19 protein-coding genes are annotated in these 24596 nt (G+C 31.3%); 16 read left to right on the plus strand and 3 right to left on the minus strand.

What is annotated here, in order from left to right; translation table 11 throughout:
- Positions 1-166 precede the first annotated feature (166 nt).
- The 7 genes from ptb to E5347_RS09980 all read left to right on the plus strand — a co-directional run bounded on the left by ptb (position 167) and on the right by E5347_RS09980 (position 11360).
- Positions 167-1072 (plus strand): phosphate butyryltransferase, encoded by a 906-nt coding sequence (gene ptb, locus E5347_RS09950; RefSeq protein ID WP_136006944.1) that lies wholly within the window; start codon positions 167-169, stop codon positions 1070-1072.
- Between the two features lie 26 nt (positions 1073-1098).
- Positions 1099-2166, plus strand: coding sequence for a butyrate kinase (gene buk / locus E5347_RS09955; protein ID WP_136006946.1), 1068 nt, complete (start codon positions 1099-1101; stop codon positions 2164-2166).
- Between the two features lie 347 nt (positions 2167-2513).
- Entirely contained in the window at positions 2514-3344 is an 831-nt protein-coding gene (locus tag E5347_RS09960; protein WP_136006948.1) for an AIM24 family protein, read from the plus strand.
- 131 nt (positions 3345-3475) lie between these two features.
- Positions 3476-3769 carry a YerC/YecD family TrpR-related protein gene (locus E5347_RS09965; RefSeq protein ID WP_425350448.1) on the plus strand — a complete coding sequence of 98 codons (294 nt, stop codon included), beginning with the start codon at positions 3476-3478 and terminating at the stop codon, positions 3767-3769.
- A gap of 92 nt (positions 3770-3861) precedes the next feature.
- A complete protein-coding gene (gene glmM / locus E5347_RS09970) occupies positions 3862-5205 on the plus strand; it encodes a phosphoglucosamine mutase (protein WP_136006950.1) in 1344 nt (447 codons plus the stop codon).
- A gap of 637 nt (positions 5206-5842) precedes the next feature.
- Positions 5843-6619, plus strand: a complete 777-nt coding sequence (gene ygiD, locus E5347_RS09975) for a 4,5-DOPA dioxygenase extradiol (protein ID WP_136006951.1) — start codon at positions 5843-5845, stop codon at positions 6617-6619.
- Between the two features lie 292 nt (positions 6620-6911).
- Positions 6912-11360, plus strand: coding sequence for a SpaA isopeptide-forming pilin-related protein (locus E5347_RS09980; protein WP_136006953.1), 4449 nt, complete (start codon positions 6912-6914; stop codon positions 11358-11360).
- Between the two features lie 61 nt (positions 11361-11421).
- On the opposite strand, the gene E5347_RS09985 is transcribed toward E5347_RS09980, so the two are convergent.
- Both E5347_RS09985 and E5347_RS09990 read right to left on the minus strand, forming a co-directional pair.
- Complete coding sequence (locus E5347_RS09985) at positions 11422-11793, minus strand: hypothetical protein (protein WP_136006955.1); 372 nt, start codon at positions 11791-11793, stop codon at positions 11422-11424.
- Positions 11794-11832: 39 nt separating this feature from the next.
- Positions 11833-12183: a hypothetical protein gene (locus tag E5347_RS09990; RefSeq protein WP_136006957.1), complete on the minus strand. Its 351-nt coding sequence runs from the start codon at positions 12181-12183 to the stop codon at positions 11833-11835.
- A 766-nt stretch (positions 12184-12949) separates the two neighbouring features.
- On the opposite strand from E5347_RS09990, the gene ilvN reads away from it, so the two are divergent.
- The 9 genes from ilvN (at position 12950) to E5347_RS10035 (ending at position 23487) form a co-directional block, all read left to right on the plus strand.
- Positions 12950-13462, plus strand: coding sequence for an acetolactate synthase small subunit (ilvN, locus tag E5347_RS09995; RefSeq protein WP_136006958.1), 513 nt, complete (start codon positions 12950-12952; stop codon positions 13460-13462).
- Positions 13463-13490: 28 nt separating this feature from the next.
- Positions 13491-15086: a citramalate synthase gene (gene cimA / locus E5347_RS10000; protein ID WP_136006960.1), complete on the plus strand. Its 1596-nt coding sequence runs from the start codon at positions 13491-13493 to the stop codon at positions 15084-15086.
- 17 nt (positions 15087-15103) lie between these two features.
- Positions 15104-16384: a 3-isopropylmalate dehydratase large subunit gene (leuC, locus tag E5347_RS10005; protein WP_136006962.1), complete on the plus strand. Its 1281-nt coding sequence runs from the start codon at positions 15104-15106 to the stop codon at positions 16382-16384.
- Between the two features lie 169 nt (positions 16385-16553).
- Positions 16554-17048, plus strand: coding sequence for a 3-isopropylmalate dehydratase small subunit (gene leuD, locus E5347_RS10010; protein ID WP_136006964.1), 495 nt, complete (start codon positions 16554-16556; stop codon positions 17046-17048).
- Between the two features lie 302 nt (positions 17049-17350).
- Positions 17351-18424, plus strand: a complete 1074-nt coding sequence (gene leuB, locus E5347_RS10015; protein WP_136006965.1) for a 3-isopropylmalate dehydrogenase — start codon at positions 17351-17353, stop codon at positions 18422-18424.
- 14 nt (positions 18425-18438) lie between these two features.
- Entirely contained in the window at positions 18439-20097 is a 1659-nt protein-coding gene (ilvD, locus tag E5347_RS10020; protein ID WP_136006966.1) for a dihydroxy-acid dehydratase, read from the plus strand.
- 19 nt (positions 20098-20116) lie between these two features.
- A complete protein-coding gene (ilvB, locus tag E5347_RS10025; protein ID WP_136006967.1) occupies positions 20117-21790 on the plus strand; it encodes a biosynthetic-type acetolactate synthase large subunit in 1674 nt (557 codons plus the stop codon).
- A 23-nt stretch (positions 21791-21813) separates the two neighbouring features.
- The gene (gene ilvC / locus E5347_RS10030; RefSeq protein WP_136006968.1) at positions 21814-22818 is read left to right on the plus strand and encodes a ketol-acid reductoisomerase; all 1005 of its coding nucleotides are present in this window, start codon (positions 21814-21816) and stop codon (positions 22816-22818) included.
- Between the two features lie 252 nt (positions 22819-23070).
- Positions 23071-23487 (plus strand): hypothetical protein, encoded by a 417-nt coding sequence (locus E5347_RS10035; RefSeq protein WP_136006969.1) that lies wholly within the window; start codon positions 23071-23073, stop codon positions 23485-23487.
- A gap of 125 nt (positions 23488-23612) precedes the next feature.
- On the opposite strand, the gene E5347_RS10040 is transcribed toward E5347_RS10035, so the two are convergent.
- Positions 23613-24551, minus strand: coding sequence for an AraC family transcriptional regulator (locus E5347_RS10040; RefSeq protein ID WP_168354942.1), 939 nt, complete (start codon positions 24549-24551; stop codon positions 23613-23615).
- Positions 24552-24596 lie beyond the last annotated feature (45 nt).

Here is a 24596-nt window from a genome sequence, read left to right on the forward strand (position 1 = left end):
GATATTATTTTAACAATCAGACATGGCTTAAGATGGGTATATAGTATTGTTAGAATAAAGAATTATATTTTTTTCAAAAGAAAAGCATAATATTTTTTAAAAAGAAAATTCATAATATTTTTAATTTATACTAATATTATAAAAACTTAGTGTGAGAGGTGCAAAAATGAGTAGAAATTTTGATGACTTATTAAAGAAGGTAAATGATTGTTCAACAAAGAAGGTTGCAGTAGCAGTAGCTCAAGATGAACCAGTTTTAGAAGCAGTTAAAGCTGCAAAGGAAAAAGGAATTGCAGATGCCATTTTAGTTGGAGATGAAAGTAAAATTAGAGAAATAGCTGAAAAGATTAATATGGACTTAACTCAATTTGAAATAGTTAATGTGGAAAATCCAAATAAAGCAGCATTAGAAGCTATAACCTTAGTTTCAAGTGGTAAGGCTGATATGGTTATGAAGGGATTAGTTGATACAGCAACATTTTTAAGATGTGTATTAAATAAAGAAGTTGGACTAAGAACTGGAAAGCTTATGTCCCATGTATCTGTTTTTGAAATAGAAGGAATAGATAGATTAATATTATTAACAGATGCAGCATTTAACACATACCCAGATTTAAAAGCAAAAGTCCAAATTTTAAATAACTCAGTAGCTGTAGCTCATGCTTGTGGAATAGAACTTCCTAAGGTTGCACCAGTATGTGCAGTTGAAGTAGTAAATCCAGATATGCCTGCAACTGTAGATGCATCATTATTATCTAAGATGAATGATAGAGGACAAATTAAAGGATGTATAGTAGATGGTCCTTTAGCTTTAGATAATGCATTATCAGAAGAAGCTGCAAAACATAAAGGAGTAACAGGTGAAGTAGCTGGAAAGGCAGATATAATATTACTTCCAAATATAGAAACAGCCAATGTTATGTATAAGACTTTAACATATACAGCAAAATCAAGAAATGGTGGATTATTAGTAGGAACATCAGCACCAGTTATTTTAACTTCAAGAGCTGATAGTTTTGAAACAAAGGTTTATTCAATTGCATTAGCAGCTTTAGTTGCAGAAGCAAAATAGTTAAATATATTTATGGAGGTTATATCATGTCAAATAAGCTATTAATTATTAATCCAGGTTCAACATCTACAAAAATAGGTGTTTATGAGGATACTAAGGAATTATTTGAAGAAACTTTAAGACATTCTTCAGAAGAAATAGGTAAGTATGAAACTATATTCGATCAAATAGATTTTAGAAAAGAAATAATAGTTAATATATTAAAAGAAAAGAATTTTGACTTAAATACTTTAGATGCTATAGTTGGTAGAGGTGGAATGCTAAGACCAATGGAAAGTGGAACTTATAAGGTAAATGATACTATGCTTGAAGATTTAAAAGTTGGAGTGCAAGGACAACATGCTTCTAACTTAGGGGGAATTCTTGCAGATAGAATAGCTAAAGAATTAAATATCCCAGCATTTATAGTAGATCCAGTAGTAGTAGATGAATTAGATGAAGTGGCAAGAGTTTCAGGAGTTCCTGAATTACCAAGATTAAGTAAATTCCATGCTTTAAATCAAAAAGCAGTTGCTAAGAGATATGCCAAAGAAAATAATATAAGATACTCAGATTTAAATTTAATAGTTGTACATATGGGTGGAGGAGTTTCTGTTGGCGCTCATAAAAAAGGTAGAGTAGTAGATGTAAATAATGCTTTAGATGGAGAAGGCCCATTTTCACCAGAAAGAGCTGGAACAGTGCCAGTAGGAGACTTAATTAAACTATGTTACAGCAATAAGTACACTGAAAAAGAAATGTATAGCAAAATAATAGGTAAGGGTGGATATGTTGCATACTTAAATACTAACGATGCTAGAGATGTCCTTAAATTGGTAGAAGAAGGTGATAAAGAAGCTAAGTTATACTTAGATGCTTTTATTTATCAAATAGCTAAGGCTGTTGGAGCAAATGCCACAGTTTTAGAAGGCAAAGTAGATAGCATAATATTAACAGGTGGAATAGCATATTCAGATGTAGTAGTTGAGGCATTAAAAGCTAGAATTGGATGGATAGCAAATGTAACTGTATATCCTGGAGAAGATGAATTATTAGCACTAGCTGAAGGTGCTTTAAGAGTACTTAATGGAGAAGAAGAAGCAAAAGAATATTAAGATAATCACTAATAAATATTCCAATAATATAAGTCTGCACTCCGTCGCATGCTCCAAGTCGGCATACTTATATTATTTGGAATATTCATTATAGCTATATTATCTTTTTACTTATAATAAACTAAAGGAAAAAACTCAGACGAGCTGAGTTTTTAAAGTTAGGAATTAGGAGCTCAGTTTTGGCTGAGCTCTTTTGCTTTAAGAGTTTTTTCTTAATAGAAAAACTAATTTAAATAATAGAATTTTTAATTTATATATAACTCAAATAATAAAATTCTTAAATTATATGTAGTTTACTATTTTTACCTTTATGTATTATGGTAAAATTATTGGTGGAGGGGATTTAAATGATAACTTCACAGAATATAAAAAATAGATTAACTATGATAGCTGAGATGAAAAATGAAAGCATATTTCAAGTATTAGAATATGATGATTTACAAGGAGCTAGAGATTTAAATACAGCAATGCAATTAAATTTAATGAAGTCATCTTCTATTAGATTAAAGCAAGGTAGAATAATTTTAGATGATAGTGCTATAAAGATAGAAGCAGGGGCTTTAAGTTATATGAAGGGGAATATTGAGATAGTAGCTAAGTCTGGTGGATTAATTGGAATGGGTAAAAAGCTATTTTCAAATAAGGTTACCGGAGAATCTATGTTTAAACCTATACTTAGAGGGACAGGTGAAGTATTTTTAGAGCCTAGTTTTGGACATTTTACATTAATAGAATTAGAAGATGAAGAAATAATAATAGATGATGGACTATTTTTTGCATGTGAGGAGAGTATAGAAATAGAACCAGTAATGCAAAAAAGTATTTCATCCCTTATATTTGGAAAGGAAGGAATCTTCCAAAGTAGATTAAGTGGAAGTGGTATAGTTCTATTAGAAGTTCCAGTACCTGAAAAAGAAATATTAAGATGTAAGTTATATAGAGATGTTTTAAAAGTAGATGGAAGTTTTGCAGTTTTAAGAAGCGGTAATATAGAGTTTACTGTTGAAAAGTCAGGCACAACATTAGTGGGCTCTGCAATAAATGGAGAAGGTTTACTTAATGTTTATAGAGGTACAGGAGAAGTATGGCTAGTTCCAACTAAGAGTATTTATGAAGATTTAAATGAAAGAGGACTAAGTGAATTTAATAGAGATATAAGTTATGAGCCGGAAGAGTAATCACTTTACTCCAATATAGTTGTAAAATATCAAAGTCGAAGTTATAATTTTATAAGAGTTAAAAAGTAAATTACAGATTAAAACATATTTTTTCAAAAGAGAATAAGAGTGGTTAGGAGTGGATGATAATTATGGCTGAAAATAAGCTTAAAAATCCAGAGCTAGATTTATTTTTCGAGGCAGTTTTAAAGCTTCAAACTATAGAGGAATGTTACAGTTTTTTTGAAGATGTTGCAACTATAAATGAATTAAAAGCATTGGCTCAAAGAATTCAAGTTGCAAAGCTTTTAAAGGAAAAGAAGGTTTATACTGAAATAGCTGAAGATACAGGTGCTAGTACAGCTACTATTAGTAGGGTTAATAAGTGTTTAAATTATGGTACTGGTGGATACAATTTAATATTAGAAAGACTTGAAAAAAATTAAGAAATAATTAGGTTTTATTGTATAGATTAATAATATATAATATTATTATGTGGAATTAACGTAGAACGATAGAAAAAAGCGAGGTAAAAAATATGGGTAGAATGTTTGGTACAGATGGAGTTAGAGGAATTGCTAATACTGAATTAACATCTGAAATAGCTTATAGCTTAGGTAGAGCAGGTGCATATGTATTAACAGAAGGGACTCATAAGCCAAAGATACTAGTTGCTAAAGATACAAGAATATCAGGAGATATGCTTGAAGCTGCTTTAGTATCTGGAATATTATCAGTAGGAGCAGAAGCAGTAATATTAGGTGTAGTACCTACTCCAGCAGTAGCTCATTTAATAAGAGAATATAATGCTGATGCAGGAATTATGATTTCAGCATCACATAACCCAGTAGAATATAATGGAATTAAATTCTTTGATAATAAAGGATACAAATTACCAGATGAATTAGAAGATGAAATTCAAAGAGTTATAGAAAGTGGATTTGAAGGAGTACCAAGTCCAACAGGACACGATTTAGGTAGATCACATAGAGAAGTTGGTGCTCTTGATGAATATACAGATTACGCTTTATCAACTATACCAGTAGACTTAAAAGGATTAAAAGTAGCTTTAGACTGTGCAAATGGTGCTTGCTACAAGGCTGCAGTAAAAGCTTTTAGAGAGTTAGGTGCTGAAGTTTATGTAATAAATGATAATCCAGATGGAACTAATATAAATGAAAAGTGTGGTTCAACTCATCCAGAAGAATTACAAGATTATGTTGTAAGAAAGAACTGTGATTTAGGTTTTGCCTTTGATGGAGATGCAGATAGATGTTTAGCTGTAGACGAAAAAGGTAATCTTATTAATGGTGACTTTATATTAATGTTATGTGCAAAATACTTAAAGGACTTAGGAAAGCTTAAAGATGATACTTTAGTAGTAACAGTTATGAGTAACTTAGGTTTAGATATTGCATGTAAAAAAGAAGGAATAAAGACTATCAAAACTAAGGTTGGAGATAGATATGTATTAGAAGAAATGGTTAATGATAAATTTGTTCTAGGTGGAGAACAATCAGGACATATTATCTTCTTAGACTATAATACAACTGGTGATGGATTAGTTACAGCTCTTCAAGTAGCTGCAATAAGAAAGAAAAGTGGAAAGGCTTTAAGCGAACTTGCAGGTATAATGAAGGAACTTCCACAGGTACTTGTAAATGCAAAGGTTCCAAATGATAAGAAAAACATATACTTAGAAGATGAAGAAATAGTAAATGAAATTAAAAAGATTGAAGAAAAACTTCATGGAGCAGGAAGAGTACTAATAAGACCTTCAGGTACAGAACCACTAGTAAGAGTTATGCTAGAAGGAGAAAACCAAGAAGAAATAGATAAGATGGCTCATGGATTAGTAGATTTAATACTAAGCAAAATTTAGACAATTAACAAGTGACAATTAAAAATTAACAGTTAATGAAAAAACTCAGACTTTGTCTGAGTTTTTTTGATTTTAATAGACTATATAATAATGAGTAAGAATTAAAGAATGCGAATATAAAGACAAATTAAAATATAATATGCTCCATAATCTAATGGCTGTAAAAATCTTCGCCATATGATTATTTCACCGTCTATTTTAATTTGCTAGTATATTTAACATTCTAAAATTATGGATAAATGAATTAAAGAGACTACATTAATAAGTTAATAGTAAGGTAGTCTCTTTTAGTATATTATGATTATATTTAGTAAGAATTAATGAAGAAGATTAATTATAAAATATTATTTTATACATCAATTTGAAAAATAATAAAAATTTGACATAGGGTAGAGTTAGGGATAATATGTGTATAATAAAGTGATTCTTATCTTCAGGTGGAGTTTTCTTAAAAAGTAGAGAACCAAAATCTTGTATTTTGTGTGAATCACTTTCACAGAGTACAGAAATATCCTACTCCACCGGAAGGTTAGAAAAACTAATCCAGGCGCGTATCAGTGCTTAGCTCCCACTTTTAGAAGGGGGAGTGTTAGCAATGATAGCGATCGGATAAATAACGATTTATGAGGTGATGGAAATGAATAAAAAGATGCCAGTTTTATTTTTATCTCATGGTAGTCCAATGAATGTAGTTTTAGATAATGAATATACAAGGTCATTAATAAAACTTGGACAAGAGTTAGAAATACCAAAGGCTATTATTATAATTTCAGCTCATTTTAAAACTAAAGGAACATATTTGACATATAGTGAAAAGCCAAAACAAATTTATGATTTTTACGGATTTCCAGAAGAAATATATAATATAAAATATGAGCCTTTTGGTGGGAAAGAATATGCTGAAAAGATTTATAGTGAACTTAAAGAAGAGGGAGTAGAGCTTACAGATGAGTGGGGACTAGACCATGCTTCTTGGGGAGTTTTAAAATATTTATACTCAAATGCTAATATACCTACTATGGAGCTAAGCTTAAATGCTGAATTAGCAGAAGAGGAACATTATAAGATAGGTAAAAGGTTAGCTAAATTTAGAGAAGAAGGAATACTAATAATAGGAAGTGGAGATATAGTTCATAATTTAGGAGTTGCAAGTCCTGATGTTTATGGAAAACCATATGAGTGGGCTGAAGCTTTTGATAATTATGTTATAGATTCAGTAAAGTCATATAATCATAAGGCAATACTAAACTATAAAGCACTAGGAGATATCTCCAAGCTTGCAGTACCAACAGATGAACATTTCTTACCTTTATTATATGTAATAGGAGCTCAAGAAAAGGATGATAAAGTAGAAGTTATTCATAAGAGCATTCAAAATTCTTCTGTTTCAATGAGTTGTATTAAGATAGGATGATGACAATTAGCAAGTAACAATTAATAATTAGCAGTTTAGGAGGGAGTTCAGAGGTTTCTGAACTTCTTTTAAATAAGAAGGATTATATTAATAATAGAAAAAGCAGTAGATTTATGATAATAAATCTACTGCTTTTTGTTATTTAAGATGTTCTTATTTGTATAAGAAATAGTGTGGATACATAGAGTCAGTTAATAATAAAACTCCTTTAATAATATTTATATTAAATGTATTAAATAGGTGCATAACTTAAATGCATGCTAAATAGACATATTAATGAAGGAGGGGGATTATGAAATTTAAAAAAGCAATAGCTCTTACTGTATCAGCCCTATTAACATTTATGAATATGTCTAATATAGTAATGGCGGAAGAACAACAACCAATAACTGATGGTAAGCAAAAAATTAACGCAAATAAGTTAGACTGGACTCCAGTGTCAAGAGCAAATCAACTAGGTGGAGCAGATGATTTTAGTGGGATCTTCTTTAATGAATTCAAAAACTTTAATGAAACTGGAGGACCAATAGCAGCTGGATCACTTAAAAATGTTAATATTGTTACATTTAATGAGGGATTAAGAGGAGGGATTAATCAATTCAATGATATTGTAATTCCTAAATTCAATGTTGGAGTTATGGCACAAAAAGAGATTAATATTCAAGGGAAAACTCTTATAAGTAATGGTGATGCAGTAATTGGAGACTCTGTGGATCCCCAAAAACTTGACCCTAAAGTAGGCAATATCTATAAGCGGCAAAGTGAAATAGACAAATTCTTAGGGGATGCTAAAGCAGATCTTGTAAAACTAAATAAAGATTTGTGGAATACAAAAGAAACAGCAAAAGCAATATATGATGGTAATACAGTAATCTTAAATTGCGTTGATGGAATTAATATTTTTGAAGTTGATTTAACATCAGGAAGGAAAAATATTAAGTTTAATTATGCAGAAGATGCTAAAGATTCTACGATTATAATTAAATATAAAGGTAATGTCATAAATTATGGTGAAACCTTTATTGGAGATACAATGTTGGATAAGATTAATGTAGATGGGATTTCAAATAGAGTTATATGGACATTTGATCCATCTTTAAAAGAAGTGAAAATCGAGAGGACTATAGTATTTGGAAGTATATTGGCTCCAAATGCTGATATTACTTTTTCTTCAGCAGGTTATAGTGCAATTAATGGAACTATTATAGCAAATGGATTAGATGGCTCTGGAAGTTCTTCAGAAATACATTGGGTTGGACCTTTCAAGGGGGATATACTTACACCAATTGAAAAGACTGGATCTTTTAAATTTAACAAGATAGACAATTATGATAAAGCTGTTAATGGAGCAACATTTGCTCTATATCAGGATGGATTGGAAAAATACACAGCAACTTCTACAGGTACTGGAGTAGTGTCTTTCAGTGGTATAAAAGAAGGAAATTATATATTGAAGGAAACAACTGCGCCAGATGGATATGAAATATCCACTGATGAAATAATAGTAATAGTAGACAAGGATGGAAAAGTTACATTTAAGGTAGATGGCAAGGAAGAAGTTTTAGAAAACTTAAATGGGATCTTTGTTAATAATATTAGCAAAACTGAATTTAGTTTCAGAAAAGTAGTATCTGGAACTGATACTGTTATTCCCAATGTAGAGTTTAAGTTAATGCAAGGAGAGAAGGTAGTTGCAACAGTTACTTCTGATGAAAATGGTGAAGTGAGTTTTGAAAATATTGAATTAGGAACCTACACATTAATAGAAGCTAGACCATTTGGATATGAAGCAGCAGGACCATGGACAGTAAATGTTACGAAGGAAGGTGCATTTATTGATGATGAAAAACTTATCCAAATTGAGAATGTTGAAGTTATTGGTGGATTTGAGTTTAATAAGTTAGATAACCATGAAAAAGCTGTTAAGGGAGCTAAGTTTGCATTATATCAAGAGGAAAAGGTTAAATATGATTCAACTTCTTCAGAAGAAGGATTAGTATCTTTCAATGATATAAAACAAGGAACTTACACATTGAAAGAAACAGAGGCACCAGATGGATATGAAATATCCACTGATGAAATAATAGTAATAGTAGACAAGGATGGAAAAGTTACATTTAAGGTAGATGGCAAGGAAGAAGCTTTAGAAAACTTAAATGGGATCTTTGTTAATAATATTAGCAAAACTGAATTTAGTTTCAATAAAGTAGTATCTGGAACTGATACTGGTATTCCTAATGTAGAGTTTAAGTTAATGCAAGGTGATAAGGTAATTGCGACAGATATTTCTAATGAAAGTGGTGTTGTAAGTTTTAAAAATGTTGAATTAGGAACTTACACATTAGTAGAAACAAGGCCCTTTGGATATGAAGCAGCAGGACCATGGACAGTAAATGTTACAAAAGAAGGAGCATTTATTGGTGAGACAAAGCTTGATAAAATTGAGAATGTTAAAGTTACTGGTGGATTTGAGTTTAATAAGTTAGATAACCATGAAAAAGCTGTTAAGGGAGCTAAGTTTGCATTATATCAAGATGAAGAGGTTAAATATACTTCAACTTCTTCAGAAGAAGGATTAGTATCTTTTAATAACGTAAAAGAAGGAATTTATATCTTGAAGGAAACAAACACCCCTGAAGGATATGAAATCTCCAATTCAGTAGTAGAAGTGACAGTTGATAGCAACGGTACTGTTACTTTCAAGGTAAATGGAGAAGGCAAGGAACTAGGAGACTTGGATAATTTATACGTTAATAAGATTACTACGGTTGAATTTACCTTTAATAAGGTTATATCTGGAACAAAGACAGGTATACCAGGTGTAGAGTTCAAACTTATTCAAGGTGATAATATAGTTGCTACAGTAGTATCAGATGCAAATGGAACTGTAAGATTTAGTAATATTGAGATAGGTAGCTATAGGTTAGTAGAGACAACTCCATATGGATATAAGGCAGCAGGGCCATGGGATATAGAGGTTACTAAAAATGGCGTAATTTTTGAAGGAAAGGCCCTTACACAAATTGAGAATGCTCAGGTTATAGGATCATTTAATTTTAATAAATTGGATAATCATAATAACCCAGTTAAGGGCGCAGAATTTGCATTATATCAAGATGGCAAAGTAAAATATACTTCAATTTCTACAGGAAATTTATCATTAGAAAGTATCCTTTTATCATATAAACTTATCTTAAGAAGTAGTGATGAAATATCCATAGGAGAGGTATCCTTTATTGGTATAAAACAAGGAACTTATATATTAAGGGAAACAAAGGCACCTGATGGATATGAAATATCCAATGCAGTAGTAGAAGTAACAGTGAATAGTGATGGAATAGTTACCTTTAAGGTAGGGGAAGAAGACAAGGAAATAGCTGACTTAGAAGGACTTTATGTTAATAATATTAGTAGAGTTGAATTTAACTTTAAGAAACTTATATCTGGAACAGATACAGTAATTCCAGGTGTAGAGTTTAAGTTGATACAAGGAGAAAAAGAAATTGCAACGGCTGTATCTAATGAAAATGGAGTTGTAAGTTTTGAAAATATTGAATTAGGAACCTACACATTAATAGAAACAACTCCAACTGGCTACAAAGAAGCAGGGCCATGGACAGTAAATGTTACAAAGGAAGGTGCATTTATTGACGAAAGTAAACTTGAGAAAATTGAGAATGAGAAGATCATTGAAAAGACTGGTTTATTCCAATTTAATAAGAATGACAACTATGGAAATCCAGTTAATGGAGCAGGATTTGCCCTATATCAAGATGAAGAAATTAAGTATACTGTAACTTCAACAGATACTGGATTAGTATCTTTCAGTGGTATAAAAGAAGGAACTTATACATTGAAAGAAGTATCCGCGCCAAAGGGATATGAAATTTCTAAGGTGGAAGTAGAAGTAACAGTAAATAGTGATGGAACAGTTACTTTCAAGGAAAGTGGTGTAATAAAGACAGGTGAAGATTTAGAATCACTTTATATAAATAAAATGATTTTAGGTAGCATTAGCTTTACTAAGTATATTAATGATAAGAAGGGTATTCTTGCTGGTGCAGAATTTGAATTACTAATTAATGGTGAGAGATATGGATCAACAGTATTTTCAGATGCAAATGGTTTAGTAACATTCTTAAATGTAAAACCAGGAGAATATGAAATTAGAGAAGTAAGTTCTCATAGTAAGTATTTCAAAACTTCGGATAAGACTGCTTATATTGTAATTGACGAGAATGGAGTAAGCTCCATTGTTGGTAAAGATAAGATGGAAGCAGAAACACTATTTATAAATAAAGTAGAAAATTCTATTGAGTTTATTAAATATAGTGATAGTAATTCTGTTTTAAGCAATGCAACCTTTGAGCTTCTTAAGGGGACAGAAGTTATAGCAACTTCTATTTCTGATAAAAATGGAGTTGTAAGATTTGAAAATATACTTCCAGGAGAATATATAGTACGTGAAAAATTAGCACCAAAGGGCTATATAAAATCAGAAGCTACTAGAAAACTAGTGGTTAAAGATAATGGAGAAATTTCAATAACAGCTTCAGAGATAAAAGAATGGGAAGAAGCCTTTAAGAATAAAAAGGTAGTAGAGCCAAAAGAAGAAAAACCAGAAAAAAAAGAAGAAATTACAATTCCAAAAACTTCTGATGATGCAAATGTTATATTCCCAATTATAACAGCTATTATTAGCTTAGCTGGTATAGTATTCATTAAAAGAATAAAACATTAATAAATAAAAAGAAGGGGTTGCCGCATGGGAAGATTACAATCTTCTAGCGACAATCCCTTTTTTATTCTTCTAACTTTGTAGTTATTTCTAATTCACCATTATCATTCACCTTATTAATATAAATGCTTGTAGGTATCATATATTGTTTAGATAGTTCAGATTTAATAGAATTATCCCTAATTATATAAGAATAAGTCTTACCATCTACTTCATTATACATTTTAATTTTACTATCCTTTTTGATATTAATTGTTGAAATACCTACTTGTTTATTTTGATTAGGCTTTAAAGTGGATATAACTACATCCTTCATATTACTTTCATCATAGTTAAACTGTATGTTTTTTATAATTTTATCTGTAGTGTTAGTAATCCTTAAAACTAAAACATTAGCTGGCATTGTAATACCAACCATTCCAGGCATTGCACCCATTAAAGCCACTCCTTTAAATTTAATATATTAAATTCAATTTTACTCTTCTATTGTTACAGCTATCTCTAGCTCTCCATTTTCTTTTACGTCATTAATTCTTATACGAAGTACTCCTGAATATTTAACAGCAATACCTGGGTTAATTATATCAGGCTTTAAAATATAGGAGAAAGTTTCCCCGTTAACCTTGTTATACATCATAATATTACTATGATCTTGTAGATGAATAGTAGAAATTCCTGTTTGTTTATTACTATTAGCTTTAAGTGTAGGTATTACTACATCATTAGTCATACTTCCTTCATAATTAAAGGAAATATCATTAATAGTCTTATCAGTATTGTTTGTAATGCTTACTACAGTAAGTTGTAGTGGTGGAAATCCGTACATATAAATCATCCTTTCTATTTTAAATTACTTTATAGTAAAGCAAAAAAATAATATTTTATGCTTAAAATAAACAATTAAAGAAATAACTAGTGAAAATTCCCGTTACAAATAAATGAGATATGAGTTTTGAAAATATAAATAACAATTATATTAATCTTTTTAAGTGGTATATAAAACCTTATAAGTAAATTATAAACTTATTTAATATAAATGTAAATATAGAAAAAAATAAAATAAAAGTATAATAATGGTTACAAATTAAAGTGATAAAAAAATAATAATTTTGATAAAAGAATTTCATAACAATAAAAATTTCATTGATAATTTAATAATAAAAATAACATTATACTTACAAAGTGATAAAATAACTAACTTGGAAAAGTATTCAAAAAGCAATTTGACAAAGTTTTCTAAAAATTCTTGACAGTTATATAAATGGGTAGTAAAATTTTAGCAATAACAAAATTAAATAGGACCTTACGATTTGTAAATGCAAAGAAGGAGACCTTTATTTAGGAATAAAGTTTAAGAGAGTCCATGGTTGGTGTAAATGGATACTTTACTAAATAATAATCACTCCAGAGCAGTATCCAGAAAGTACAATCTTAATTGTATAAGTAAGCGATAACCGGTAAGCACCGTTAAAGGCAAGGGTTTGTTAGAACCTAGTGATTGTTTAATTTAGGGCGGAAGTTTATTACCACCAAAATGAGTCTATCATTAAGGGTGGTTTTTTTACACAATTTTTTAAAAGGGGGCTAAGGATTTGGAAAGACATGTATTATCTGTATTAGTTAGAAATTCATCAGGGGTATTAACCAGAGTTTCAGGATTATTTGCTAGGCGTGGATTTAATATAGACAGTTTAACTGTTGGTAGAACAGAAAATCCAGATATATCGAGGATGACAATTGTTTTAATGGGGAATGATGACGTAGTAGAACAGTTTACAAAGCAATTAAATAAACTTGAAGATGTGTTAAGAGTACATGAATTAAAGTCAGAATATTCTGTATATAGAGAGCTTGTTTTAATTAAAGTACAAGCATCTGCTGAAAAAAGAGGTTCTATAAACGAAGTAGTTAAGATATTTAGAAGCAAGATAATAGATGTTGCTCACAATACAGTAACTATTGAATTAACTGGGGATGATAGCAAGATAAATGCTTTAATAGAACTAATGGAAGACTACGGAATAGTTGAGATAGTTAGAACTGGAATAACAGCCTTAGAAAGAGGAGACAAGGATATTACTAGTTATGGAGAATACTTCAATTAATTGTTAATTGCAAAAAGGGGGTTAAGCAATGAGCGATAGAGTCATCGAAATCTTTGATTCTACTTTAAGGGATGGGGCACAGGGAGAAGATATTTCTTTTTCTCTTGAAGATAAAATTAAGGTTGCTATGGCTTTAGATAAGATGGGGGTTTCTTATATAGAGGCAGGAAATCCAGGATCTAATCCTAAGGACATGGAGTTCTTTAAGAAAATGAAAGAAGTCAAGCTTAAGAACTCAAAGCTAGCAGCTTTTGGAGCTACTAGAAGATTTAGAACTAAGGTAGAGGAAGATACTAATATAAAAAGCTTATTAGCAGCAGAAACAGATGTAATAGTAATATTCGGTAAAGCATGGGATTTTCAAGTTAAGGAAATTTTAAAAACTACTTTAGAAGAAAATCTAAGTATGATAAAAGATTCAATAAGCTATATTAAAAGTAAAAATAAAGAAGTTATCTTTGATGCAGAACACTTTTTTGATGGATATAAAGAAAATAGTGATTATGCATTAAAAGTTTTAATAACTGCAAAGGAAGCAGGAGCAGATGTAGTAGTATTATGTGATACTAATGGAGGGACTTTACCATCAGAAGTAAGTGAAATAGCTAAAGAAGCTGTTAATACTGTAGGTGGGAGAGTAGGAATACATTGTCATAACGATATAGGAATGGCAGTTGCTAATTCAATAACTGCAGTGGAAGCTGGGGCATGTCATATTCAAGGAACCTTTATTGGAGTAGGAGAAAGATGTGGTAATGCTAATTTAACAGTAATTATACCTACATTGCAATTAAAGATGGGATATGAAGCTTTGCCTAAAGAAAAAATAGTGGAACTTACTAAAACAGCTAAGTATATTGCTGAAATTTCAAATATTAAACTTTTAGATAGTATGCCATATGTTGGAGCATCAGCCTTTGCTCATAAGGGTGGAATGCATATAGATGCTATATGTAAAAAGTCAAATTCATATGAACATATTAAACCAGAAGAGGTTGGAAATGACAGAAGATTCTTAATATCTGAGGTAAGTGGTAAAAGTACAATATTAAAAGAAATTCAAAAAGTATTCCCAAATATCACTAGAGATAGTGAAGAAGTAGGGAAAATTACAAATAGATTAAAAGAATTAGAGTATGAGGGTTATAAGTTTGAAGGGGCAGAAGGTACAGTAGAACTTTTAATAAGAAAAACAATTGGAAAGTACAAGCCTTTCTTTGAACTAAAACACTTTAAGACTATTGGGGAACAGCCTTGGAATACTAAGGAATTTACTTCTACAGCATTAATTAATGTGATTGTAGATGGTAAAAACAAAATGACAGCAGCAGAAGGGGATGGACCAGTAAATGCCTTGGATAAAGCATTGAGAGAAGCTCTTGAATGTTTCTATCCACAACTTAGAGAAGTTAGACTTGTAGACTATAAAGTAAGAGTCCTAGATTCTGAAAGTGCTACAGGAGCAAAGGTTAGAGTTCTTATAGAATCCACAGATGGAATTGAAAACTGGAGTACCGTTGGGGTATCTAGAGATGTCGTACAAGCTAGTTTGATAGCCTTAGTTGATTCAATTGAATATAAATTATTAAAAGATATAGAAAAAAAATTAAAAACTTATTTTTAAAAAGGGGGACTAAACTCATGGGAATGACTATGACTCAAAAAATTCTTGCAGCTCATGCAGGATTAGAAAGTGTAAAGGCAGGGCAATTAATAGATGCAAATTTAGATTTAGTGCTAGGAAATGATATTACATCACCAGTGGCAGTAAATGAATTTTATAAATTAAAACTAGAAAAAGTTTTCGATAAGGATAAGATAGCAATAGTACCTGATCACTTTACACCAAATAAAGATATAAAAGCAGCAGAACAAAATAAAATGATTAGAGAATTTGTTAAGGAAAAAGATATTTCACATTACTACGATGTTGGAGAAATGGGAATTGAACATTGCTTAATACCTGAAAAAGGATTAGTAGTTGCAGGAGATGTTGCTATTGGAGCTGACTCACATACTTGTACCTATGGAGCACTTGGAGCATTCTCAACAGGAATTGGTTCAACAGATATGGCAGCAGGTATGGCTATAGGTAAATGTTGGTTTAAAGTTCCTTCAGCAATAAAATTCGTTTTAAAGAATAAGCCAGCACCTTGGATAAGTGGTAAAGATATAATCCTTCACATCATTGGTATGATAGGTGTTGATGGTGCATTATATAGATCAATGGAATTCGTTGGAGATGGAATTAAATATCTTTCAATAGATGATAGATTTACAATGGCTAATATGGCTATTGAAGCTGGTGGTAAGAATGGAATATTCCCAGTAGACGACACAACAGTTGAATACTTAAAGGAACATTCAACTAGAGAATGGAAGGTTTATGAAGCAGATGAAGATGCTGAGTATGATGAAGTTTATGAAATAGACTTAAGTACTTTAAGACCTACAGTAGCATTCCCACACTTACCAGACAATACAAGAACTATTGATGAAGTTGGGGAAATAGAATTAGATCAGGTAGTTATTGGTTCTTGTACCAATGGTAGAATTTCTGACTTAAGAATAGCTAGAGATATAATAAAAGGAAAGAAGATAAAGAAGGGGATAAGATGTATCGTGTTCCCAGGAACTCAAAAAATATATCTTCAAGCATTAGAAGAAGGAATTATAAAAGATTTAGTAGAAGCGGGAGCAATATTCTCAACTTCAACTTGTGGACCATGTTTAGGCGGACATATGGGAATCCTTGCAAAGGGTGAAAGAGCAGTTTCAACTACAAACAGAAATTTCGTTGGAAGAATGGGGCACGTTGAATCAGAAGTTTACCTAGCTAGTCCAGCAGTAGCAGCTGCATCAGCATTAACAGGAAAGATTACTAATCCAGAAACTGTAGTAGCAGTAATGCAGAATGCATAGTAGAAAATGAAAAATTAAGAATGAATAATGAAAAATGAAGGATATAACTCAGGCAAGCTGAGTTATGGAAAATATATAAGTTTTAATAATTCAGCTAGGCTGAATTATATCCACAATTGTCAATTGTTAATTGCTAATTGTTAATTATAAAAAGGGGGTTTTCAAGGAAATGGAAGCAAAAGGTAGAGTTTTTAAATATGGTGACAATGTAGATACAGATGTAATAATTCCTGCAAGATACTTAAATACATCAGATCCTAAGGAATTAGCAACACACTGTATGGAGGATATAGATAAGGAATTTGCAAGGAATGTAAAGCAAGGGGATATAATCGTTGCAAATAAAAACTTTGGATGTGGTTCTTCAAGAGAACATGCTCCAATAGCAATAAAAGAAAGTGGAGTAAGCTGCGTAATAGCATCAACTTTCGCAAGAATATTCTATAGAAATGCAATTAATATAGGATTACCAATATTAGAGTGTGACGAAGCAGTTAAATCAATAGAAGCTGGAGACGAGTTAGAAATAGATTTTGACAGCGGTATTATAAAAAATAATACAAAGAATCAAGAATATCAAGGGGAACCATTCCCAGAGTTTATGCAAAATATAATTAACTGTGGCGGATTAGTTAATTACATTAAAACTCAACAAGCAAAATAATGAAGGAATGAAAAAATGAAGGAATGAAAGAATGGAGGAAATAGTGCTGTCGCACAATGAAAATTAAGAATGAATAATTAAAAAATTCCTGAAGGAATTTTGAAAAGAAATTAATTTTAGTAATTCTGTAAGAATTACATCAATAATTCTTAATTTGGGCTATTTGCACGACAGCCCCATGATAATTAAAGAAATTCAGCCTTAGCTGAATTTCTACCATAATTTTTTCATGTTAATAAAAATAGCATATTTTTATTAACTTTTCATTCCTTCATTCTTCACTAAAAACAGGGGGATTAAAGATGAATTTTAAAGTAGCTGTTATACCTGGGGATGGAATTGGTCCAGAGGTTGTGGAACAAACTGTGAATGTTTTAAATTGTGTTGGGGATAAGTTTAACCATACTTTTGAATATGAATATTTAATAGCTGGAGGTTGTGCTATAGATGAAAAAGGAGTACCACTTCCAGAAGAAACATTAGAAGCTTGCAAGAAAGCTGATGCAGTTTTACTTGGAGCTGTTGGAGGTCCTAAATGGGATGATCCTAATGCGAAAGTAAGACCTGAACAAGCGTTACTTGGACTTAGAGGTGGAATGAACTTATATTGCAATCTAAGACCAGCTTTATTATATGCACCATTAAAGGAGGCTTCTCCACTTAAAGATAGTATTATCGGAGATGGAATAGATATATGTGTAGTTAGAGAATTAACTGGTGGTATCTACTTTGGTGAAAGAGGCAGAGAAGAAATAGATGGAGTACCAGGTGCTTATGATACTGAAAGATATAATGTTAATGAAGTTAGAAGAATAGCTAAGATTGCTTTTGAAACAGCAATGAAGAGAGATAAAAAGTTAACTAGTGTAGATAAGGCTAATATATTAGAAACATCAAGGCTTTGGAGAGGTGTTATTGAAGAAGTTGCCAAGGATTATCCGGAAGTTACGGTTAATCACATGTATGTAGATAATGCTTCAATGCAATTAGTTAGAGATCCAAAACAATTTGACGTAATAGTTACTTCAAATATGTTTGGGGATATATTATCAGACGAAGCAAGTATGATAACAGGATCAATTGGTATGTTGCCATCAGCATCATTAGGAGAAGGAAAGCTTGGAATGTATGAACCTATACATGGAAGTGCACCAGATATAGCAGGGAAGGGAATTGCAAATCCACTAGCAACAATTCTTTCAGCAGCAATGATGTTAAGATACAGTTTCAATTTAGAAACTGAAGCTAAGGTAATCGAGGGGGCAGTCCTTAAGGTTCTAGAAGAGGGGTATAGAACAGGGGACATAATGAGTGAAGGAATGAAACTAGTTGGAACTAATGAGATAGGAAGGCTGGTTTTAGAAAAGATAGAATAAGAGGTGGAATATAAATGAGGAGTGACGTTATAAAGAAAGGGCCACAAAAAGCCCCACATAGATCATTATTAAAGGCAACAGGACTTACTGATGAAGAAATAAACAAACCCTTAATAGGAGTTGTAACTTCACAGAATGATATAATAGCAGGTCATATTAATTTAGATAAAATAGTAGAATCAGTTAAAAAGGGAGTATTAATGTCTGGAGGAACTCCAATAGTATTCCCAACAATAGGAGTTTGCGATGGTATAGCAATGGGACATGAAGGAATGAGATATTCCTTAGCAACAAGAGAACTTATTGCAGATACTATTGAATGTATGGTTAAGGCACATGCTTTTGATGCATTAGTTTTAATACCAAACTGTGACAAGATTGTTCCAGGTATGATGATGGCTGCATTAAGACTTAATATACCAGCAGTAGTTGTAAGTGGTGGACCAATGCTTGCAGGTAAGTTTAAAGGTAAAGATGTATCACTTTCAACAATGTTTGAAGCTGTTGGAGCCTTTGAAAATGGAACTATGCTAGAAGGTGATTTATGTGATATGGAAAACAAAGCTTGCCCTACATGTGGATCATGTTCAGGAATGTTTACTGCAAACTCAATGAACTGTTTAGCAGAAGTATTAGGTTTAGGTTTACCTGGAAATGGTACTATACCAGCAGTTTATTCAGAAAGAATGAGACTTGCTAAATATGCAGGTATGAGAGTAATGGATTTATTAGAAAAAGATATTAAGCCAAGGGATATAGTTAATGAAAGAGCTATAAAAAATGCATTGACAGTAGATATGGCACTTGGATGTTCAACTAATAGTGTTCTTCATTTAACAGCAATTGCTAATGAAGCAAAAGTTGATTTAAACCTAGATATGATTAATGAAGTATCAGAAGTAACACCTAATCTTTGTAGATTAGCACCAGCTTCAGATACTCATATTGAAGAATTATATTGGGCTGGCGGAATCCAAGCAGTTATGAAGGAACTTTCAAAGAAAGGTCTTTTAGATTTAGATTGTATAACAGCAACATCTAAGACTCATGAGGAAAACTTAGAAGGTGTTGAAGTACTTGATTACAATATTATCAAGAGTATAGATGAACCATTTAGTATAACTGGTGGTATTAGAGTGTTAAAGGGTAACTTAGCAGTAGATGGGGCTGTAGTTAAGAAGTCAGCAGTTCTAAAAGAAATGTTAGTTCACACAGGACCTGCAAGAGTATTTGATTTAGAAGAGGATGCTATTGCAGCAATTCTTTCTAAGAAAATAGTAAAAGGCGATGTTGTAGTAATAAGATATGAAGGACCAAAGGGTGGTCCTGGTATGAGAGAAATGTTATCACCAACATCAGCAATTGCAGGAATGGGCTTAGATAAATATGTAGCATTAATAACTGATGGAAGATTCAGTGGAGCTACAAAAGGGGCAGCTATAGGACACATTTCTCCAGAAGCAGCTGAAGGTGGAGTAATAGGACTAGTAGAAGAAGGAGATATCATATCAATAGATATTCCAAATGGAAAACTAGAATTATTAGTAGATGATGAAGTTCTAGAAGAAAGAAGAAAGAACTTCAAACCACTACCACCAAAGGTAACTGAAGGATATTTAGCTAGATATGCTAAGCTTGTAAGTTCTGCAAGCACAGGAGCAATATTGAAATAATGAAAAAAGGGGGGTATTTATGTTTCTAACAGGAGCTGAGATATTAATAAAGTCTCTAATAGATGAGGGTGTTGATACTATATTTGGGTATCCTGGTGGAGCTGTTTTAAATATATATGATCAGTTATATAACTATAGAGATCAGATAAATCATATACTAACAGCTCATGAGCAAGGGGCATCCCATGCAGCAGATGGATATGCAAGATCTACTGGGAAAATAGGTGTATGCTTAGCAACATCAGGACCAGGAGCTACAAACTTAGTTACTGGGATTGCAACGGCTTATATGGATTCTATTCCAATGGTAGCTATTACAGGTAATGTAACTAGACCATTATTAGGTAAGGATAGTTTCCAAGAAGTCGATATAGCTGGAATTACAATGCCAATAACTAAGCATAATTATATAGTTAAAGATATTAATGATTTACAAAAAGTAGTTAAAGAAGCTTTTTATATTGCTAAAGAAGGAAGACCAGGTCCAGTATTAATAGACATTCCAAAAGATATAACAGCAGCTAAAGCTATATACGAACCTATAATTCCTAAAGAAGTTGAAAGAAAAACTAAGCATATAACTGATGAAGCACTACAGAGTGTTGCTAAATTAATAAATGAAGCTGAAAATCCATTTATATATGCAGGGGGTGGGATTGTAGCTTCAGCAGCTTATGAAGAGCTTAAGGAAATTGTTGAAAAGATTAATTCACCAATAGCAACTTCCCTTATGTCAATATCATCATTCCCATATAATCATCCGTTATATACTGGAATGATAGGGATGCATGGAAGTAAAGCTTCAAATATATTAGCAAGCAAATGCGATTTATTAATTAACTTAGGAGCCAGATTTAGTGATAGAGTTATTAATACTCAAAATCAAATAAAGCATGCAAAGGTAGTTCATATAGACGTAGATCCAGCAGAAATCAATAAGAACGTTAAGGTAGATGCCTTTGTAGTTGGGGATTTAAAGATAGTTCTTCAAAGATTAATACCACTCCTTAAAGAAAAGAAAAATGATGAGTGGTTAGCTAAGATGAATGAGCTTAAAGCTCTAAAGGTTAAGGATACTTCAGAGACAGGAGAATTAACACCAGAATTCTTATTTAGAAAGCTAAGTGAATTAGATGATGGTAGTTTTGTGCTTGCAACTGAAGTTGGACAGCATCAGATGTGGGCTGCTCAACATTTTGAGTTTAAGATACCTAGAAGCTTTATATCCTCTGGTGGACTTGGAACTATGGGCTTTGGACTTGGAGCATCAATAGGTGTACAAATGGCTAATAAAGATAAAACAGTATTTAATATAGCTGGTGATGGAAGTTTTGGAATGAACTGCAATGAATTAGCAACAGCAGCTAAAAATAAATTGCCTGTAAAAGTAATAATAGTAAATAACAATTCCTTAGGGATGGTTAGGCAATGGCAAAACTTCTTCTATGAAGGAAGGTATTCATCAACAGATTTAAATGGAACTACTGACTTTGTAAAGGTAGCTGAAGCCTTTGGTGGCAAGGGATTTAGAGTTCATGAAAAAGAAGAACTAGTTCCTGTACTAAAGGAAGCTTTAGCTTACAAAGAAGGGCCAGTAGTAATAGATTATGTGATACACAATGATAAAAAAGTATTTCCTATGGTTGCACCAGGTGCAGCTATTAATGAAATAATAAGCGAAGAAGATGTTTAAAATAATAGGGGGTTAGTAGACAAATGGCAAAAATGTATTATGAAAAGGACACAAATTTAGAATTATTAAAGGGGAAGAAAGTTGCTATAGTAGGATATGGTAGCCAAGGACATGCTCATGCATTAAACTTACATGAAAGTGGAGTAGATGTTGTTGTTGGATTATATGAAGGAAGTAAATCTTGGCCAAGAGCTGAAGCTGCTGGACTTAAGGTAGCAACAGTTGCAGAAGCAGCTAAAGCTTCTGATATTATAATGATTCTATTACCAGATGAAAAGCAAGCTCAAATATATAAAAATGAAATTGCTCCAAACTTAGAAGAAGGAAATGCTTTAGTATTTGCTCATGGATTTAATATTCATTATGGACAAATAGTTCCACCAGCAGATGTAGATGTATTTATGTGTGCTCCTAAGGGACCTGGACATATGGTAAGAAGAACTTATACTGAAGGATCAGGAGTACCATGTTTAATAGCAGTATATCAAGATGCTACTGGAAATGCTCGTGATTTAGCACTTGCATATTCAAATGGAGTAGGTGGAGCAAGAGCTGGAGTTTTAGAAACTACCTTTAAAGATGAAACTGAAACAGATCTTTTCGGAGAACAAGCAGTTCTTTGTGGAGGATGTACAGCACTTATCAAAGCTGGCTTTGAAACTTTAGTAGAAGCAGGATATGCTCCAGAAAATGCTTACTTTGAATGTTTACACGAAATGAAATTAATCGTAGACTTACTATATCAAGGTGGAATGAGCATGATGAGATACTCAATCTCTGATACAGCTGAATATGGTGACTACGCAGTTGGAGATAGAATAGTAACTGACGAAACTAAGAAGGAAATGAAGAAAGTTCTTAAAGAAATCCAAGATGGTACATTCGCTAAGAACTGGTTATTAGAAAACCAAGTTGGAAGACCAATGTTCAATGCTAGAAGAAAAATGGAATCAGAACATCCAATTGAAAAGGTTGGTAAAGAATTAAGAGAAATGATGAGTTGGATTGATAGTAAGAAATTAGACTAATATAAAGCTGCCGAGAGGCAGCTTTTTTAAATTAACAATTAACAATTAAGGAGGTAATTCCTACAGAATTACTAAAAATAAGTTTGTTTATATGAAAATTAAGCCTATGTTTTAAATAGGCTTAATAGTATGAAAATAGATTTTAATTGTATTTTGCTGTTTTATTGTAGCGATAACTTTATTTGATTATAATGACTTTCTTTAAGACTGATATAGTATAATTTACATATATAGAATATAGGGGGGGATTGTATGAATAACGTTAAAAAGATTTGGATTATAGGATTAGTTTGCTTATTGATATTTGGTATTATAAATTTTAATTCAGATTCAAAATTATATGGAAAATGGTATTTATATAAGGGGAACGATATAAACACAGACTCAAATATATCTGAACAATTAAATTCAAAAGATTATATAGAACTTTCAAGAGGAACTCATAAGGAATTTAGAAGTGATGGAAAAGATGGAATTTCTGAGATGAAGGTACGTGGAAGCAAAATACATGCTGGTGATGCAGTATTTAAATATGATATAAATAAGATTGATGAATATGAAATTTTAGTCTTAGAAATAATAGGATATGACAATGGTCATACAAAAGGATTCGTTGAAAATGGTGAGAAATTTATATATGTACTTGATAAGAATATTAATTTATTATAAAAAAGAATCAATGATTTATATTGAAAACATTGATTCTTAGTTTAAAATTATTTAATACAAGTTATATTTTAAATTTAGGGATAATCATATATAGGATATAAATTACACAATATAAGTATCATATATTAACGTGGTTCTACTAAATTATAATACTTAATTGTATCCTCAATTATATTTAGTGCTTCATCATTATCATATACTCTTTGAATGGTTGTTCCTAAAAAATCTTTTGTTGGCATTGAAATATTTTCCCTTAACTTAAACTCCTTTGGCGTGCATTTACAATATTTTTTAAATGCTTGAGTCATATAACGATAATCTGAAAAGCCACATTGATAACAAATATCTACTAGCTTCATGTCCGTTGTAAGAATAAGCTCTTTAGCGTGATTAAATCTTACAAATGTTAAGTAATCTTGAAAACTTAATTCTAAATACTTATGAATAAATCTTGATAAAAAACATACAGATACTCCTTCCCTATCAGAAATATCTTTAAGTGAAATCTTATCATAATAATTTTCTTCTACATAATGCATAATTCTTTCTAATCTCAATTTATTTTGACAACTATCTTGGCTTTTATAATTATAAATATCATACATTGAATAGTTCTCTAATAAATAGACAAACATAACATTTACCATGCTTGCACAGCTAACTTTATAAAAATTAGATTTTTCTATGTAAAGTCTAGCAAGATTTAAAAAAGTATATATCAGTAACTTATGTTTTGAATTATATGTACAATGCCCTTTGAATGCAATTTGATTAATTTGTGAAAAATATCCCTCAAAATACTTAGTAGAAATATTTAAAACTAAAAAAGTTGATGTTTCAATATTTGAAATTATTTCGTGCTTTTCATTACTATTAATTATTATAATATCTCCTTGATGGAATTCAAATTTTTCATTATTAATCATAAAAATAGGATTCCCTTTAAAAACAAATAGAACCTCTATTTCTGGGTGAGTATGTGGTGATCTATATTCTATATCAACAACAAATAACTTAATATTATCTATACTTGGATAGTAAATAACCTCTAATTTTTCACTCATAATTATGTCCCCCTTACTAAACATTATAACTAATTGTCATAAATC

Source organism: Clostridium sartagoforme, assembly GCF_004794105.1.
Lineage (GTDB): Bacteria > Bacillota > Clostridia > Clostridiales > Clostridiaceae > Clostridium > Clostridium sartagoforme_B.